This is a genomic window from Bradyrhizobium sp. SZCCHNR1002, from assembly GCF_032381435.1.
In the GTDB taxonomy this organism is placed as follows: domain Bacteria; phylum Pseudomonadota; class Alphaproteobacteria; order Rhizobiales; family Xanthobacteraceae; genus Bradyrhizobium; species Bradyrhizobium aeschynomenes.
The window spans coordinates 485,494-503,222 of sequence record NZ_JAUHIS010000005.1; the positions used below are offsets into that span (position 1 = coordinate 485,494).

At 65.9% G+C, this 17,729-nt stretch carries 12 protein-coding genes; 8 read left to right on the plus strand and 4 right to left on the minus strand.

Translation table 11 applies throughout. The features are described 5' to 3' along the window. Window positions 1-2: 2 nt before the first annotated feature. A complete protein-coding gene (locus tag QX108_RS24795) occupies window positions 3-1,508 on the minus strand; it encodes a sensor domain-containing diguanylate cyclase (protein WP_315783500.1) in 1,506 nt (501 codons plus the stop codon). Window positions 1,509-1,640: 132 nt separating this feature from the next. Here QX108_RS24795 and QX108_RS24800 point away from each other — a divergent pair, with 132 nt between their 5' ends. The 7 genes from QX108_RS24800 to QX108_RS24830 all read left to right on the plus strand — a co-directional run bounded on the left by QX108_RS24800 (window position 1,641) and on the right by QX108_RS24830 (window position 9,783). After that, complete coding sequence (locus QX108_RS24800) at window positions 1,641-1,898, plus strand: hypothetical protein (RefSeq protein WP_172110029.1); 258 nt, start codon at window positions 1,641-1,643, stop codon at window positions 1,896-1,898. 132 nt (window positions 1,899-2,030) lie between these two features. Continuing rightward, window positions 2,031-3,824, plus strand: a complete 1,794-nt coding sequence (locus tag QX108_RS24805) for a peptide ABC transporter substrate-binding protein (RefSeq protein WP_315783502.1) — start codon at window positions 2,031-2,033, stop codon at window positions 3,822-3,824. A gap of 258 nt (window positions 3,825-4,082) precedes the next feature. Then, complete coding sequence (locus QX108_RS24810; RefSeq protein ID WP_315724468.1) at window positions 4,083-5,876, plus strand: peptide ABC transporter substrate-binding protein; 1,794 nt, start codon at window positions 4,083-4,085, stop codon at window positions 5,874-5,876. Window positions 5,877-5,920: 44 nt separating this feature from the next. Continuing rightward, entirely contained in the window at window positions 5,921-6,880 is a 960-nt protein-coding gene (locus QX108_RS24815) for an ABC transporter permease (protein WP_172110026.1), read from the plus strand. After that, window positions 6,846-7,787 carry an ABC transporter permease gene (locus QX108_RS24820; RefSeq protein WP_315724471.1) on the plus strand — a complete coding sequence of 314 codons (942 nt, stop codon included), beginning with the start codon at window positions 6,846-6,848 and terminating at the stop codon, window positions 7,785-7,787. Before QX108_RS24815 ends, QX108_RS24820 begins: the two co-directional genes overlap by 35 nt. Beyond that, a complete protein-coding gene (locus QX108_RS24825; RefSeq protein ID WP_210265493.1) occupies window positions 7,787-8,785 on the plus strand; it encodes an ABC transporter ATP-binding protein in 999 nt (332 codons plus the stop codon). Before QX108_RS24820 ends, QX108_RS24825 begins: the two co-directional genes overlap by 1 nt. Then, window positions 8,785-9,783, plus strand: coding sequence for a dipeptide ABC transporter ATP-binding protein (locus QX108_RS24830; protein ID WP_315724474.1), 999 nt, complete (start codon window positions 8,785-8,787; stop codon window positions 9,781-9,783). The genes QX108_RS24825 and QX108_RS24830 overlap by 1 nt, the downstream gene beginning before the upstream one ends. 16 nt (window positions 9,784-9,799) lie before the next feature. Here the strand turns inward: QX108_RS24830 and QX108_RS24835 are convergent, their stop codons facing one another. Beyond that, window positions 9,800-11,785: a cache domain-containing protein gene (locus QX108_RS24835; RefSeq protein ID WP_315724476.1), complete on the minus strand. Its 1,986-nt coding sequence runs from the start codon at window positions 11,783-11,785 to the stop codon at window positions 9,800-9,802. A 229-nt stretch (window positions 11,786-12,014) separates the two neighbouring features. Continuing rightward, window positions 12,015-13,880 (minus strand): feruloyl-CoA synthase, encoded by a 1,866-nt coding sequence (locus tag QX108_RS24840; protein WP_315783503.1) that lies wholly within the window; start codon window positions 13,878-13,880, stop codon window positions 12,015-12,017. Window positions 13,881-14,181: 301 nt separating this feature from the next. Between QX108_RS24840 and QX108_RS24845 the strand changes: the two genes are divergently transcribed. Then, window positions 14,182-14,661, plus strand: a complete 480-nt coding sequence (locus QX108_RS24845) for a MarR family winged helix-turn-helix transcriptional regulator (protein WP_315783504.1) — start codon at window positions 14,182-14,184, stop codon at window positions 14,659-14,661. Window positions 14,662-14,824: 163 nt separating this feature from the next. On the opposite strand, the gene QX108_RS24850 is transcribed toward QX108_RS24845, so the two are convergent. Further along, on the minus strand, window positions 14,825-17,704 hold the full coding sequence (locus tag QX108_RS24850) for an EAL domain-containing protein (RefSeq protein ID WP_172134417.1): 2,880 nt from the start codon (window positions 17,702-17,704) through the stop codon (window positions 14,825-14,827). Window positions 17,705-17,729 lie beyond the last annotated feature (25 nt).

The following is a 17,729-nucleotide window of genomic DNA, read 5'->3' on the forward strand; positions in this document are numbered from 1 at the left end:
GGTCACGCCGCCAGCGCGGCTGAGCGGAGCGGCTGCGGCACCGCTGCGGTGGCGCAGCAATTGCGGCCCGCCGCCTTGGCCATGTAGAGCGCCCGGTCGGCGGCATTCAACAGTCCGGTCCAATCGGTCTCGCGCGACGGCTTGATGCTGGCGACGCCGATGCTGATCGAGGTGTTGGCCGTCTCTCCCGCCCAGAGCGCGACCTTGGTGCGGATCGTCTCCGCCACATGCAGCGCGTCGGTCTCCGCGGTCCCCGGCAGGAGCACCGCGAACTCCTCGCCGCCATAACGCGCCGCGCAGTCGCCGGCCCGCCGCACCGAATCCGAAATGCAGACGGCGATCCCGACCAGCACCTGGTCGCCCGCCTGGTGCCCATGGGTGTCGTTGTAGCTCTTGAAATGATCGGCATCGATCATCAGCAGCGCCAGCGGGACCTGGGCCCGCTGCGCGCGCCGCCACTCGATCTCGATCGTCTCGTCGAACTTGCGACGGTTCTTCAGGCCGGTCAGTGGATCGGTCGTGGCCAGCCGTTCGAGTCTCGACTCGACCTTGGTGCGCAGCTGGATCTCGCGCGCGGCGACTTGCGTTGCGGCGAGCACGAAGACGATGAGCGCCAGCATCATCGCGCCGATCTGCGCCGCCTCGTTGCGCCAGACCGCATAGACGCTGTCCCAGGTCCGGCTGGCGACCACCACCAGCGGATCGTTGCCGTTGCGCCAGATCAGCAGCCGCGGCTGGTCGTCCAGCGCGCCGGTGCTCGACCAGCCGCTCGGCTCGGTGAGAGCGCGGGTCACCTCGGGCCTCCGTGCCAGATTGCGGCCGATCGCAGCGGCATCGAACGGCGCGGTGACGATGATGGTGCCGTCGCGCCCGAACACGGTGATGCCGACGCCGGGCGAAAGCGAGAGCCGGCCGAACAGGTCGCGGAAATAGCCGAGGCGGATCGAGCCGGCGACGACGCCGGCGAAGCCGCCGTCGGGCGCGGAGATGCGGCGGCTGAGCACGATGAAAGACTGGCCGCCACGCTCCGCGGGCCGGCTGACAAAGAGGCCGATGTCCGGGCGATCACGATGCACCTGGAAGAATTCGGCATCGCTGCGGTCCTCGGGCAGAGGATCGAGGGTCGCCGAGTCGAGGGTGAGCCGGCCCCGGGCGTCGAATACCTGGATGGCACCGAAATTCCTCGCGGTGGAGGGGCGATCGAACAGGATCAGGTGCCGGATCGGCTTGCTGACCTGCTTGATTTCGGGCAGCAACATGTTGCCGGCGACCGCGCGCAAGGAGAGATCATACATCTCGATGTTGCGGCTGATGTCGGCGCCGATGCCGGCGGCGAGATTGTCCAGCGACTGCCGGGCGCGGACGTCCTCGCCCCGGCGCAGGTCGATCATGACGCTGGCACAGATGGCGGAGAACCCGATGATGGTCGAGATGGAGCAGGTCACCAGCGTGCGCGCCGAGAGACGCCAAGGCGGCTTGGCCTGGCCCGTTCGGCGTTTCCAGCGCATCGGCTCGTCCCGTCCCCGTGGAGTCCCGTCCGTAGCCTGACGGATACGCCGGAGTAACCCATGTTAGGTTAACGAGTGATTGCCGTCGCGAGTTGCGGCGCGCCGAGGCTGTCCTGTCCAATGGAGTTGAACTTGCCCGACTATGATGCCCTGCGCGATTATCTGGAGCGGCAGAGCCGTCCCGAGCTGGTGCTCAGCCTCGATGAGATCGAGGAGCTGATCGGTGACAGCCTGCCGCGCGCCGCGCAGCGAGCCTCCTGGTGGGACAGCCTGCGCAGTCCGCAGGAGAAGATGCCACAGCGCGAGGCCTGCCTCGCGGCGGGCTATGTCGCCACGCGACTGCCGGATGGAAAGGGCGTCCGCTTCCGCAAGCTGAAGCCGCCGCGCTGAATCGATGTCGCAGCGGTTGGCCCGGATCGTGCCTTCGGCTGGAGGCCGCCGGGCATGCGGCCATACGGAGCCTTGAAGGGGCGACGGCAGCCCGCTCAAATAGTCGCCGAAGGTTTGGAGAAAGACACGGCCATGAATGAACAGAACCTCCGCCGCGAGATCGCTGCGGTCAAAGAGGGGCGGCTGTCGCGCCGCGACTTCGTGCAGCGGATGCTTGCCCTCGGGCTGACCGCGCCGCTGGCCGGAATGATGCTGGCGCATTCCGGGGTCGCTATGGCCGCGCAGGCGTTTCCCTACAAGCCGACCAAGGCCGGCGGCGGCGGACCGCTGCGGATCCTGTTCTGGCAGGCGCCGACGCTGCTCAATCCGCATTTTGCGATCGGGGCCAAGGACCAGGAATCCTCGCGCGCGTTCTACGAGCCTTTGGCCGGCTGGGATGCCGAGGGCAATCTCGTGCCGGTGCTCGCGGCCGAGATTCCCAGCGTCGCCAACGGCACCGTCGCGCCCGACGGCACCTGGGTCGTCTGGAAGCTCAAACCCGGCGTGAAATGGCATGACGGTCAGCCTTTCACGGCCGAGGACGTGATCTTCAACTGGCAATATGCCAGCACCCCGGAGACGTCGGCGGTCACGATCGGCGACTACAAGGACATCAAGACGATCGAGAAGATCGACGACCACACCGTCCGGCTCGTGTTCAGCCAGCCGACGCCGCAATGGTTCACGCCGTTCGTCGGCGGGCGTGGCGCGATCATTCCGAAGCATCTGTTCGGCGACTATATCGGCGCCAAGTCGCGCGAGGCGCCGAACAATCTCAAGCCGGTCGGCACCGGCGCCTACCTGTTCGTCGACTTCAAGCCCGGCGACATGCTGACGGGCAAGCTCAATCCCGACTATCACGTGCCCAACCGGCCGTATTTCGACACGTTGGAGATCAAGGGCGGCGGCGATGCTGTATCGGCCGCGCGCGCGGTGCTGCAGACCGGCGAGTTCGACTACGCCTGGAATCTGCAGGTCGAGGACGAGATCCTGGTCAAGCTGGAGGCCGGCGGCACCGGCGTCGCCGAGATCGTGCCGACCGGCAATCTCGAATTCATCCTGCTCAACGCCACCGATCCCAATGTCGAGGTCGACGGCGAGCGGTCGAGTCTCAAGACCAGGCATCCGCTGTTCTCGGATCCGGCCGTGCGCGAGGCGATCAACCTGCTGATCGACCGCACCTCGATCCAGAAGTTCATCTACGGCCGCGGCGGCATCGCCACGGCGAACTGCATCAACAATCCCGAGCGCTATCGCTCGAAGAACACGAGCTTCGAGTTCAACGTCGAGAAGGCCAACCAGATTCTGGAGAGCGCCGGCTGGACGAAGGGCGCGAGCGGCGTGCGCGAGAAGGACGGCAAGCCGCTCAAGATCGTGTTCCAGACCTCGACCAACGGCCCGCGGCAGAAGAACCAGGCGATCATCAAGCAGGCCTGCCAGAAGGCCGGCATCGAGATGGAGCTGAAGTCCGTCGTCGGATCGGTGTTCTTCTCCAGCGACGTCGCCAATCCCGACACCTACACGCACTTCTATTGCGACATGGAAATGCTCATGATCACGATGGCATCGCCGGAGCCGCAAGCCTTCATGACCCAGTACGTGTCATGGGAAGCGGCCAGCAAGGCCAACAAATGGCAGGGCCGCAACATCTCGCGCTGGCAGAGCAAGGCGTATGACGATCTCTACAACGAGCTGACGCGTGAGCTCGATCCGGTGAAGCGCGCCGCGCTCTACATCAAGCTCAACGATACGGTCTGCGCGGGTCGCCACGTGCTGCCGGAGCTCAACCGCCCTCGCGTCAGCGGCATCCGCAAGGGGCTGCAGACGCATTCCTCGGGCTGGGACAACGATCTCTGGCAGCTACCCAGCTGGTACCGGGAAAGCTGAGCGCAAGCTCGGCACCGGCCAAAACGACGCTCTCCGCCGTGGCCGGCACGGCGGAGAGCAGTTCCATTTTCCGGGGATGCTTCGCAGCAAGCTTTTACCGCACTGCGGCGTGCGACAAACATTCCCTTCCATATTGCGAAATTGGCCCGGATTCTGCTTTGACACTGGCTTCGAAGGCTGATCCAATTTTGTGCAGCTCCGCGATGATGTTTGGCGGGGCGCTTTTTTTGGCAATCAGCACCACACTGGAGTCGATGAATGAACGAGCGTGACCTCCGTAGCCAGATCGCTGATGTCAAAACAGGACGCCTGTCGCGGCGCGAATTTGTGCAGCGGATGATTGCAGTGGGGCTGACCGCGCCGATGGCCGGCGCGATGCTCGCCCATTCCGGCGTCGTCCAGGCGGCCGAACCGATCACGTACAAGCCGACCAAGGCCGGCGGCGGCGGTCCGCTCAAGCTGCTGTTCTGGCAGGCGCCGACCTTGCTCAACCCGCATTTCGCCAACGGCACCAAGGACCAGGAAGCGAGCCGGCTGTTCTACGAGCCGCTCGCCGGCTGGGATGCCGACGGCAATCTGGTGCCGATCCTCGCTGCGGAGATTCCGAGCAAGGAGAACGGCCTGCTCGCCGCCGACGGTCTCTCCGTCACCTGGAAGCTGAAGCAGGGCGTGAAATGGCATGACGGCAAGCCGTTCACCGCCGACGACGTCATCTTCAACTGGGAATATTCGGTCAATCCCGATACCGCTGCCGTGTCCGTCGGCAGCTATCGCGGCATCAAGTCGATCGACAAGATCGACGACTACACGGTGAAGCTGAACTTCAAGCAGCCGACGCCGTTCTGGGCCGATCCGTTCGTCGCTGCCTACGGCCTGGTCATTCCGAAGCATCTGTTCGCCGACTATATCGGCGCCAAGTCGCGCGAGGCGCCGACCAATCTGAAGCCGGTCGGCACCGGCCCCTACGTCTACGTCGACTTCAAGCCCGGCGATTCCATTTCCGCCAAGCGCAATCCCGATTATCACCAGGCCAACCGGCCGTATTTCGACACGGTCGAGGTCAAGGGTGGCGGTGACGCGGTGTCCGCGGCGCGTGCGGTGCTGCAGACCGGAGAATACGACTACGCCTACAATCTGCAGGTCGAGGACGAGATCCTGACCAAGCTGGAAGCCGGCGGACAGGGCAGGGCGCAGCTCACGGTCACCGGCCATATCGAGTACATCGCGCTCAACGTCACCGATCCCTGGACCGAGGTCGACGGCGAGCGCTCCAGCGTCAAGACCAAGCATCCGATCTTCACCGACCCGGCGGTGCGCAAGGCCATCAACCTCCTGATCGACCGCGCCTCGGTGCAGAAGTTCATCTATGGCCGCGCCGGCGTTGCGACCGCGAACTTCCTCAACAACCCGGAGCGCTTCCGCTCGCCGAACAACAAGTTCGAGTTCTCGATCGAGAAGGCCAACCAGATCCTGGAGGAGGCCGGCTGGAAGAAGAATTCGTCCGGCATCCGCGAGAAGGACGGCAAGCCGATCAAGCTGGTGTTCCAGACCTCGATCAACGCGCCGCGCCAGAAGAACCAGGCGATCATCAAGCAGGCGTTCCAGAAGGCCGGCATCGAGGTCGAGCTGAAGTCGGTGGTGGCGTCGGTGTTCTTCTCCTCCGACCCTGCCAACCCCGATACCTATCCGCACTTCTATTGCGACATGGAGATGTACCAGACCACCATGCCGCAGGCCGACCCGCAGTTCTTCATGAACCAGTTCACCTCGTGGGAGGTGTCGACCAAGGAGAACAAGTGGCAGGGCCGCAACATCTCGCGCTGGCAGAACAAGGAGTATGACGAGACCTACAAGCAGGCCTCGAGCGAGCTCGATCCGGTCAAGCGCGCGGCGTTGTTCATCAAGCTCAACGACCTCGTCGTCCAGGACAACTACATCCTGCCCGAGATCAACCGCCGCAACTGCATCGGTCTGAAGAACGGCATGGTGGCGAACAAGAGCGGCTGGGACAACGATCTCTGGCAGATTGCCAACTGGTATCGCGAGACCTGATCGCGCCACCAGCATGACCAGCCAGACATCGTAGGGGTGGAGCGATGGGAAACTACCTTCTCAGGCGCCTCATCGTCGCCGTGCCGAGCCTGCTCGGCATCAGCCTGATCTTGTTCGTGCTGCTTGCGCTCGCGCCGGGCGATCCGTTCGGCGAGCTCGCGAGCAACCCGAACATTCCCCCGGAGGTCCGCGAGGCCCTGCGCATCAAGTTCGGCATGGATGATCCGATCATGGTGCGCTACGTGCGCTGGCTGGTCGCCATGATCCATGGCGATTGGGGCTTCTCGTTCGCCAGCCGCGTCAACGTCGACACGCTGATCCTGCAGCGCATCCCGGCCACGCTCTACGTGGTCGGCACCGCGCAGCTGCTGGCGCTGCTCGTGGCAATCCCGGTCGGCGTGCTGGCGGCGCGGCGGCCCTATTCGATCTTCGACCAGATCGCCAACACCTTCGCCTTCATCGGCTTCTCGCTGCCCACCTTCTTCACCGGCCTGCTGCTGATCCTGATCTTCAGCGTCAATCTCGGTTGGCTGCCGTTCGTCTATCGTGCCGACATCCAGGCCACGGGATGGATGTGGTGGTGGGAGAACTTCAAGCAGGCGGTGATGCCGGTCACCGTGCTCGGCCTGTATCAGGCCGCGTCGTATACGCGCTACGTGCGTTCGGCCGTGCTCGACGTCATCAAGCTCGACTACGTCACGACGGCGCGCTCCAAGGGACTCGACGAGAGCAAGGTCATCGTCAAGCACGTGGTGCGCAACGCGCTGATTCCGGTGGTGACCTTGGTGGCGCTGCAGATGCCCACGGTGTTCGGCGGCGCCATCGTCACCGAGCAGATCTTCCGCATTCCCGGCATCGGCTCGCTCCTGATCAGCGCGATCCTCGCCAACGATACGCCCGTCATCATGGCGGTGACCTTCGTGTTCGCCTGCCTCGTCGTCCTGTTCAACCTCATCGCCGATATCCTGTATGGCTGGCTTGACCCACGCATCTCCTTCCGTTGAGGCGGCGCTCGCGCCGGCTTCGAAGAAACGCCGCTTCTCGCCCGGACGAGATGCCATCAGGCGCTTCCTGCGCCATCGCCTCGCGGCCGTCAGCATCGTCGTGTTGGCGCTGCTGGCGCTCGCGATCGTCGTCGGCCCGTGGATCTGGCGGGTGCCGATCAACGAGATCGATTTCACCGCGCGGCTCGCGGCGCCGTCATGGGACCATCCGTTCGGCACCGATGATCTCGGCCAGGATCTTCTCGCCCGCATGATCTATGGCGGCCGCATCTCGCTCGCGGTCGGCTTTGCGGCGATGGCGGTCGGCCTGTTCGTCGGCGTCGTCATCGGCGCCATTGCCGGCAATTCCAAGGGGCCGGTCGACGCCGCGCTGATGTGGCTGACCGACCTGTTCCTGTCGCTGCCGCAACTGCCGTTGCTGCTGCTCGTGATCTATCTGTTCCGCGACCTGCTGAAGGGCCTGGTCGGGCCGGAGGGCGGAACCTTCGTCCTGATCGTGCTGGTGATCGGCGGCTTCCGCTGGATGCCGGTGGCGCGTCTGGTGCGCGCGCAGTTCCTGTCGCTGCGCGAGAAGGAGTTCGTCGAGGCCGCGCGCGCGCTCGGCGCCTCCAATTTTCGTCTCGTCGCACGTCACATTCTGCCGAATGCGCTCGGCCCGGTCATCGTCGCCGGCACGATCGACGTCGCCGCCGCGATCATCGCGGAATCGACGCTGTCGTTTCTCGGCCTCGGCTTCCCGCCGGACATTCCGACCTGGGGCCGGCTGTTGTTCGACGCCAAGGACTATCTCGACATCGCGCCGCATTGGGCGCTGTTCGCCGGCGGCGCGATCTTCCTCACCGTCATCGCGATCAACTTCATCGGCGATGGCCTGCGCGATGCGCTCGATCCGCGGAAGGTGATGTGATGGACGCGCGCGTAGCTCCGCTCCTCGAGATCAAGGGGCTGAAGACCTATTTCAACACCGACGAGGGCCAGGTTCAGGCCGTCGACGGTGTCGACATCTCGATCGGCAGCGGCGAGACCCTGTGTGTCGTCGGCGAGTCCGGCTCCGGCAAGACCGTGACCGCGATGTCGGTGCTGAAGCTGATCGCGATGCCGCCCGGGCGCATAGCGGGAGGCCAGATCCTGTGGCGGGGCCGCGACCTGGTGCCGCTGGGATCGTCGGAGATGAACAAGATCCGCGCCAGCGAGATCGCGATCGTGTTCCAGGAGCCGATGACCTCGCTCAATCCGGTGTACACGGTCGGTGACCAGATCGCCGAGGTGATCCGGCTGCATCAGGGCCTGTCCAAGAAGGCGGCGATGGATCGCGCGGCGGAGATGCTGGCGCTGGTGCAGATCCCCAATCCGAAAGCCCGCGTGAACGATTATCCGCATCATTTCTCTGGCGGCATGCGCCAGCGGGTGATGATCGCGATGGCGCTGTCGTGCAATCCCAAGCTCCTCATCGCCGACGAGCCGACCACGGCGCTCGACGTGACGATCCAGGCGCAGATCCTCGATCTGCTGCTCGACATGAAGGAGCGGCTCGGCATGTCGATCATGCTGATCACCCACGCCATGGGCGTCGTCGCCGAGGTCGCCCAGCGCGTCGTCGTGATGTATGCGGGCCGGGTGGCGGAGGAGGCGCCGGTCGATCGCCTGTTCGCCAATCCACGCCATCCCTACACCCAGGGCCTGATCCGCTCGATCCCGCGGATCGATCTCGCGGCGGTCAAGAAGAGCCGGCTGGAGAGCATCCCGGGCAGCGTGCCGAAGCTGGTCAATCCGCCGGAGGGATGCCGCTTCGCCTCGCGCTGCCGCTTCGCCATTCCCGATTGCAGGACCGCGCAGCCTCCGCTCCGCGAAATCGAGCCCGGCCACAAGGTGGCGTGCATCCGCGCCGAAGAGACGTTGCTGTGATGACCGAAGCTGCCATTGCCCCTTCCACCGCGCCGGCGCCGCTGCTCACGGTGCGCAATCTCACCAAGGCGTTTCCGATCCGCGGCGGGCTGCTGAAGCGCCAGGTCGGGAGCGTGCGCGCGGTCGACGGCGTCAACTTCCACATCGAGCCGAGCGAAACCTTCGGCCTGGTCGGCGAGTCCGGCTGTGGCAAGTCGACCACCGGCCGCTGCGTGCTCCGGCTGATCGAGCCGAGTTCGGGCGAGCTGAACTTCGAGGGCAAGGACGTCATCGCGCTGTCGGGCGAAAACCTGCGCGCGCTGCGTCGCGACATCCAGATCATCTTCCAGGATCCGTACGCCTCGCTCAACCCGCGCATGACGATCGGCGCCATCATCGGCGAGGCGCTGACGATCCATGGGCTGGCGACGTCGCGACAACAATATGAAGCGCGCATCGTCCATCTGCTCGAGACCGTCGGCCTGCAGGCCGACCACATGACGCGCTATCCGCACGAATTTTCCGGCGGCCAGCGTCAGCGCATCGGCATTGCGCGTGCGATCGCGGTCGAGCCCAAGCTGATCATCTGCGACGAGCCGGTGTCGGCGCTCGACGTCTCGATCCAGGCGCAGGTCATCAACCTGCTCGAGGATCTGCAGCAGAAGTTCGGCATCGCCTATCTGTTCGTCGCGCACGACCTCTCGGTGGTCGAGCACATCAGCCGCCGCGTCGCGGTGATGTATCTCGGCCGCATCGTCGAGACCGCGCCGTCACGCCAGCTCTATTCGGCGCCGAAGCATCCCTACACCGAGGCGCTGCTGTCGGCGGTGCCGATCCCGGATCCGAGCGTGAAGCGCAAGCGCGTCCGTCTCAAGGGCGAGGTGCCGAGCCCGATCAATCCGCCGTCGGGCTGTCACTTTCACACCCGCTGCCCGATCGCCAAGGACGTCTGCAGCAAGGAAGTGCCGCCGCTCAAGGCGAGCGACGAGGGGCATCTCGTCGCCTGCCATTTCCGCTGACGCGGGTCTGATCGCCTCACGCCGCCTGGCGGTCGGAGACCAGGGCCGTCAGTCGCGCCGTCTGCTCGGGGTTCAGCGTGAACTGCACGAGCGCCGTTCTGTCGCCGACGCGGGTGACCGTGCCCGGCAGGTCGGACACCATGCCGCCGATCGCGAGCGTCACCGACGTGTTCACCGACAGGCGCACCGGAACGGATTCGAGCAGGGCGCCGCCGAGCGAGAGGTTGCGAACGACGATCGAGATGGGTTCCCCGTTGACCTGCAGCGTGCCCGGGCGATTGATGTTGAGCCGGGTCGAGAGCCGGCGGTCGACGTCGGCGGTGGAGGTCCGGATCACGCGGACCAACTCGGTGCGCAGCTGCTGGACCTTCTCGGCGACGGTGGTGGAGCCATCGCGGATGTCGGTCGAGCGCCGGCCGGCCTCGCTGGCCTCGCGGGACACCTCGGCAATCTGAGTGGCGACCTCGCGTGCCGCGGCCGAGGTCTCCTCGACCGTGCGCGAAATCTCGATGGTCACGCTGTTCTGCGCCTGGATCGCGTCCGCAATTCCGGAGGATACCGCCTCGACGTTGCGGATGACCTCGCCGATCGCGCCGATCGAGGTCACCGAGGCTCGCGTCGAATCCTGGATCTCGGCGATCTGCTGCGCGATCTCGCTGGTCGCCTTTGCGGTCTGCTCGGCCAGTGATTTGACCTCGGAGGCGACGACGGCAAAGCCGCGGCCGGCGTCGCCGGCCCGGGCGGCCTCGATGGTCGCGTTCAGCGCCAGCAGGTTGGTCTGTCCGGCGATTTCGCTGATCAGGCTGGTCACGGCGCCGACCTTGTCGGCCGCTTCCGACAATTTCGCAATCGTCGCCTGGGCCTCCGACGAGGCCGCCACGGCCTTGCGTGTCAGCTCGCGCGACGAGTTCACCTGGCTGGAGATCTGCGAGATCGAAGCGGCGAGCTGCGACGAGGCCTTGGCGACCGTCTGCGTGGTCGCGAGCGCCTGCTCGGCGGCAGCCGCCACGCTGCTCGAGTTGCGCTCCAACGTCAGGGCGCTGTCGGTCATCGACTTGGCGTTACCGGCCATCTGGCCGGTGCCGACGGCGACCTCGCCGACCGCCTTGCTGGCGGCCTGCTCCACCGCTTCCGCCATCTCCTGCAGCGCCTTGCTCTTGATCCGCTCGGCGACCTGGCGCTGCTCATCCTCGAGCATCGCGGTCTGCCGCGCCTTCTCCTCGGTCTTCTGCCGGAACTGCTCGATCGAGCGCGCCATGTCGCCGAGCTCGTCGCTGCGGGTCAGGCCCGGCAGCTTGATCCCGAAATTGCCGTGGCCGAGCTCGGTCAGCGCGGCGCCCATGGACGCCAGCGCCGACGACATCCGGCGCGCGATGATCAAGGTGATCGATCCGATGATCAGCATCACCAGCATTGCAGCGATGAACACGCCGCGCTTGCTCTCCCACATCTGCGCTTCGAGATCGTCGACATAGACGCCGGTGCCGATGATCCAGCCCCAGGGCTCGAAGCCGGCGACGTAGGACATCTTCGGCTGGGGCGCGTCCTTGCCGGGCTTCGGCCACATGTAGTCGACCACGCCGGCCTTCTGCCGCTTGACGACGTCGACCATCTCCATGAACAGCCGCTTGCCGGTCGGATCCTTGTTGTCTGCGAGGTTCTGGCCGTTGAGCTCCGGCTTGATCGGATGCATGACCATCTTCGGGGCCATGTCGTTGATCCAGAAGTAGTCACCGCTGCCATAGCGCAGCTTGCCGATCCGTTCCGCCGCCGTCTTCTGCGCGGCCTCGGGCGCGACCTTGTCGCGCGCGATCGAATCATATTCCTCGCGCGCGATGCTGAGGGCAGTCTCGGTGAGATGGGCGAGCTCGCTTTGCCGCTGATCCTTCAGGGCCGTCCCGAGATTCTGGCTCTGCGTCGCAGCGAGCCCGATGAGTCCACAGAAAGACAGCCCGATGATCGCGTAGATCCGCAGGGCAAGAGAAAAGCGCGGCTGAGCCATGGATGTACCCGGGCACGAGAGGGATCAAATTCCCGCGCAAATTTAAGGAATCGCAGTTGATGCCCGGTTAAGTGCCCATGGTAGCATCATGCCGAATCGAGGCTGTCTTGCACGTAGTACTACGGACTATGCGGCAGAATGTTCGCACGGAGACGAACTCACACGCAGCAGCCCGGCGCCGCCGGCTGTCGGGACGCACGCTGTGTCGGGCCTCGGCTCCTCGTGTCGCTCAGGAGGAGCTTGGAGCCGGCCTGATGAGGTCGGCCGCCGCGTCGTCCTGCAGCCTTGCGACGAGATTGGCACGACGGCTCAGCACGGCACGCTGGTTGATGTAACCCTTGTCGGTGATCTCGCCGGCGTCGAGCGAGGGAGGCTCCGCCATCAGCAGTGCGCGGGTCGCGTAGCGCGACGAGCCGAGGGCTTCGGTGCGCAGTCTCGTCAGCCCCTGCGCGATCGCCTCGCGCACTGCGGGATGCGCGAGCACCTCGCCGACCGAGGCCGTGTCCGCCAGCCCAGCCCTGCTGCGGCAGGCCGGAACGTTCGGCACGATCAGGAAGTGCACCTCGTCGGTGCCGTGGCCGGCGATCACGATGTCCTGCACCAGCGGCGCCAGCGCGGCGATGCCGGCGACGCGCAACGCGCCGACATTCACCCACGTGCCGGAGCTGAGCTTGAAATCCTCGGTGATGCGGCCGTCGAAGAACAGGCCGCGCTCCGGATGATCGGGATCGGCGAGCTTCACAGCGTCGCCGATCTTGTAGAAGCCTTCCTCGTCGAAGGCGGCGGCCGTGATCTCGGGCGCCTTCCAATAGCCGGGCATCACGTTGGCGCCGCGCACGCGGACCTCGAGCTTCTCGCCGGTGGGCACCAGCTTGAGCTCGGTGCCGGGAATCGGCACGCCGATATTGCCGGCGCGCTCGGCGAAGAAGTGGCAGTCTGTCGCGAGCGGCGAGGTCTCTGTCGCGCCCCAGGCCGACACCAGCGGCGCCGGGCGGCCGATCGTGGCCAGGCTCATCTCGTTGAGCGCATCCCAGAGGTTCTGCGGCAGCGCCGCCGCTGCATAGAGGATGCATTTCACACCGGAGAAGAATTTCCGCCGCAGCTCATTGTCCGTCTTGAGCGCTGCGACCAGCATGTCGAAACCGCGCGGCACGTTGAAATAGATCGTCGGCACCATGCTCCTGAGATTGGCGAGCGAGGCCTCGAACAGGCCGGGCGCGGGCTTGCCGCCGTCGATATAGATCGAGCCGCCCTGGGCGAGCACCAGGTTGAAATTGTGGTTGGCGCCGAAGGTGTGACTCCATGGCAGCCAGTCGACGATGACGGGGCCGCCTTCGACCTCGCGCAGAAACGTCCAGAGCTGGCCCTTGGCCTGCTGGCTCATCGTCAGCATCCGGTGCGTGTTGATCACGGCCTTCGGCTGGCCGGTGGAGCCCGAGGTGAACAGCAGCTTTGCAATCGTGTCGGGCGTCACTGCGGCAAAGGCGCGGTCGACCTCCGGGCCGGGCTTCGTCGTGGTCAAGGTCTGCAGCGGCACGGCGCCGGCGCCCTCGCCATCGCCGGTGACGATCGTCGCGCGGTGAAGGCCGTCGATCGCCTGCAGCGCGCGGGCGAACGGGCCGTGTGCGGCGACGAAGATGGCGCCGGGATCGAGCAGCCTGATCATCGCCCGCAGCTTCTCGTGATCGGTCGACATCAGCGAATAGGCCGGCGAGATCGCGCAGACGGGAATGCCGACATGCTGTGCGGCGAGCGCCAGCACCGCGTGGGCGATGCTGTTGTCGGAGAGAATCGCAAGCGGGCGGTCGGGGCTTAGTCCCTGCGCCAGCATCCAGGCGGCTGCGGCGCGAGCCTGTGCGAGCGCCTCGCCATAAGTGAGCCAGGTCCAGGTCTCGCCGCGGCGCTCGGCCAGGAACGTCCGGTCCGGGACGGTGCGCGCCCAGTGCTCCAGCCATTCGCCGGTGCAGCGTGCGGCGGGCAGCAGCTCCATGCGTGAACGCAGGATGATGGCGCCGTCCTCGCGCCTGATCGCCTCGATCGACGGCTCGGCAAACATGGCGGGTTGAGGTTCGGTGCGACGTTCAGCATTCGCCATGGGCGACCTCCGCTGCGTTGGAGGCGATGTCGACGCGAGCCGTGCCCGCAGGTCCGCGGCGAGAGAAGCCGGTGCGCTGCGGCGCGCGATCCGCTCCATGGCTCCGCCGCATTGCCGTCACAATGCGGTCAGCCGCAGTCGTTGAGCGCGACATGGCTCCTCCCTCCCATCTGATATTCGTTGCCCGTCAGACTAACAGAATGGTTGTAAGTTGCAATTATTGTTGCCGTGACCAATTGCGGCGGCTTGTTCTGGCGATGCCGCGGGTCTAGGCATGGGCGTCTCATATCAGTGAGCCAGCATGCCCAAGAGCGAGCGCGCACGCGCGCAACGAGATGCAGCGAGACAGGATGCCCGGATCGGCCTCGGCGAGCTCGAGAGCCATCTCGGCTATTTCGTCCGCCGCCTGCAGCACTGGATCTTCCGTGACGTCAATGCGGCGCTTGCACCGATCGAGCTCGACGTCATCCTCTATTCGATCATGGAGACGATCGCCGCCAATCCCGGCGCCACGCAGATCGCCGTCGCCGGGGCGCTCGGCATCGAGCGCGCGCGCATGGTCGCGCTGCTCGACGATCTGCAGCAGGCCGGGCTGATCGTGCGCGAGCGCTCCGAGCAGGATCGCCGCGCGCATGCACTCGGCCTGACGCCGCGCGGCCGCATGATCCTGAAGAAGGCGAATGTCGCGGTGGCCGCCCACGAGAAACGCGTGGCGCGCCGCCTCGGCGCCGACAATTATCGCCGTGCCCTGACGGCGCTGTCGCAGTTCGAGACGGACTAGGCGCGTCGCGAACAGGCGATGTCGCGAGCCTTCTGCCCCGCAAGCACGCATCGGTCATCACTCACACGGCACCTCTACGCGGTACCGCGGTAACTCTACCTGAAACGAAGCAAAAGAAAAGATGCATCCTGAGGCTGTCGCGCTCCTGGATGCATTACAGGCCTCAGCTCGCCGCTTCCAGCCGCTCTTCGGTCAGCAGCCGCATCGCGGCGTCGGCGTCCATCGGCTCGCCGAAGGCGTAGCCCTGGGCGTATTCGCAGCCGAGCTGATAGAGCTCGACGGCATCGGAGTCCGTCTCCGCGCCTTCCGCCACAACATCCATGCCGAGATCGTGCGCCAGCGCGATGATCGATTTGAGGATCACCGGACGGGTGCCCCGCGCGGTGGTGCGCACGAAGGACTGGTCGATCTTCAAAGTGTCGAACGGGAAGCGCTGCAGATAGGCGAGCGAGGAGTGGCCGGTGCCGAAATCGTCGATCGACAGGCCGACGCCGAGCTCGCGGATGCGCGTCAGCATCTGTGCCGCGTGCTCGGGATTCTCCATGACCAGCGATTCCGTCAGCTCGATCTTGAGCGAGCCGCGCGCCACCGACGAGCGCGCCAGCACCGAGCGGATGTCGTGGATGAGGTCGTGACGCAGCAGCTGGCGCGAGGAGACGTTGACGCTGGCGAAGATCGGCTCGCGCAGCCGTGTCGCGCGCTGCCACACCGAGAGCTGCCGCGCGGTCTGGTCGAGCACGAAGGTGCCGAGATCGACGATCAGGCCGATTTCCTCGGCGATGGTGATGAACTCGATCGGCGACATCCGGCCGAGCTTGGGGTGATCCCAGCGCGCCAGGGCCTCGAACCCGGCGATCGAGCGATCCTCCAGCCGCACGATCGGCTGGTAAAGGATCGTGATCTCCTGGCGCTCGATCGAACGGCGCAGTTCGCTTTCGAGCGTCAGCCGGTCGTTCTTGCGGGCGCGCATCGCCGGCTTGTAGACGTCGATGCGGTCGCCGCCGATGCGCTTGGAATGATACATCGCAAGCTCGGCATCCTTGATGATGTCCTCCGACAGCTGCGTCTGCGGATCGGACAACGCGAGCCCGATCGAGGCGGTCAGGAAGATCTCGCGCTCGTTGAAGGCGATCGGCGCGCGGATGGTCTTGCGGATGGTCTCGGCAAACGCCGTGATGCGGGCAGGGTCCTGCTCGGACAGCAGGATCAGGCCGAACTGATCGCCGGCCAGCCGCGCCAGCGTGTCCTGGGGCTTCAGGATGCGCGACAGCCGCCGCGCGAGCGTGAGCAGGATGGAGTCGCCGACGGCGATGCCGACGGAATCGTTGACCTGCTTGAAGCGGTCGAGATCGATCACCATCAGGGTCGGTCGCAGGGTCGGCATCGTCTTGGCGAAATTGGCGACCGCGGCGAGACGGTCGATGAACAGCTTGCGGTTGGGCAGGCCGGTCAGATTGTCGTGCACGCTGTCGTGGAGCAGCCGCTCCTCGGCATTCTTGAACTCGGTCACATCGGTGAGCGTGCCGACGACGCGCGAGACCTCGCCGTCGGAGCCGACCACGGGGCGCGCCTTCAGCGCGAACCACATGAAATGGCCGTCGGGCGTGCGCAGCCGGAAGTCCTGCACGAGCCGGCCGCGGCGCTGGTCGAGCACGCTGTCGAGCGCGGCGCGGAAGCGGTCCTGGTCGAGCGGATGCAGCACCTCGAGCCATTTCGCGGCGGGACCTTCGAGCGTGCCGCGCTTCAGCCCGAGCAGGCTCTCGGTCTCCGGGCTCGTGAACACTTTGTCGGCGGAGACGTCCCAGTCCCAGATCAGGTCGCCGGAGCCGGCCAGCGCCAGCGCGCGGCGCTCGACGTCGGAGACGATGCCGGTGGTGGCGCCGCCGCCGGCGAAGGCGTGCTGCATGACGGTAAAGCCGATCAGCATCACGATCAGCACCAGGCCGCCGAGCAGCGCAGGTCCGACGATGTCGTTGGTGACCTGGCCCGCCACCGTCATGCCGGCTGCGCCGACCCAGACCGTGAGCAGGAACCAGGTCGGGATCAGCAGCACCGCACGGTCGAAGCCGTGGCTCGAGAGATAGACGATCAGCGCGAAACCGACGACCGCGATCAGCAGCAGCGAGATGCGCGCGATGCCCGAGGCGACGGCGGGATCGAACAGCGCCACCGCGACCAGCGACCCCAGGAAGAACAGCCACCCCAGCGTGATGTGCGAATAGCGGACGTGCCAGCGCGACAAGTTGAGGTAAGCAAACAGGAATACCAGCAGGGTCGCCGCCAGGATCGCCTCGCCGGAGGCGCGCCAGACCCGCTCGGCGTTGTTCGACATGTCCAGGACCTTGCCCCAGAAGCCGAAATCGACGCCGATATAGACCAGCACCGCCCAGGCCAGCGCGGCGGCGGCCGGGAACATGATGCTGCCCTTGACCACGAACAGGATGGTCAACACCAGCGCAAGCAGGCCGGAGATGCCGATCACGATGCCCTGGTACAGCGTGAACGAGTTGACCTTGTCCTTGTAGGATTCCGGCTCCCACAGATAGAGCTGCGGCAGCTTGTCGGTGCGCAATTCGGCGACGAAGGTCACGACCGAGCCGGGATCGAGGGTGACGCGGAAGACGTCGGCGGTCGGGCTCTCCTGCCGCTCGGGCAGGTCGCCGATCGAGGGCGTGATGGTGGCGATTCGCGACAGGCCGAGATCGGGCCACAGCACGCCGGAGCCGACCACGCGGTAATGCGGCGCCACGATCAGGCGGTCGAGCTGGTCATCGGTATTGTTGGCCAGCGCGAACACGATCCAGTTCTGGCCGCCCTCGCGGGCGCGGACCTCGATGCGGCGGACGATGCCGTCGGTGCCGGGCGCGGTCGAGACCTGGATGCGGTCGTTCTCGCTGCGCTGGTGATCGAGGATGCCCGTCAGGTCGATCGCAGGCGCGTCGCTGCGAACGCTGACGGCGTCAACGGCCTGAGCGGGGGCAGCGGCACCACACATCACGAGGCCCAGCGCCACCATGGACGCCAGGCACCTGATCAGACGCAATGTCAAATCTCCGCGTTCGACACCA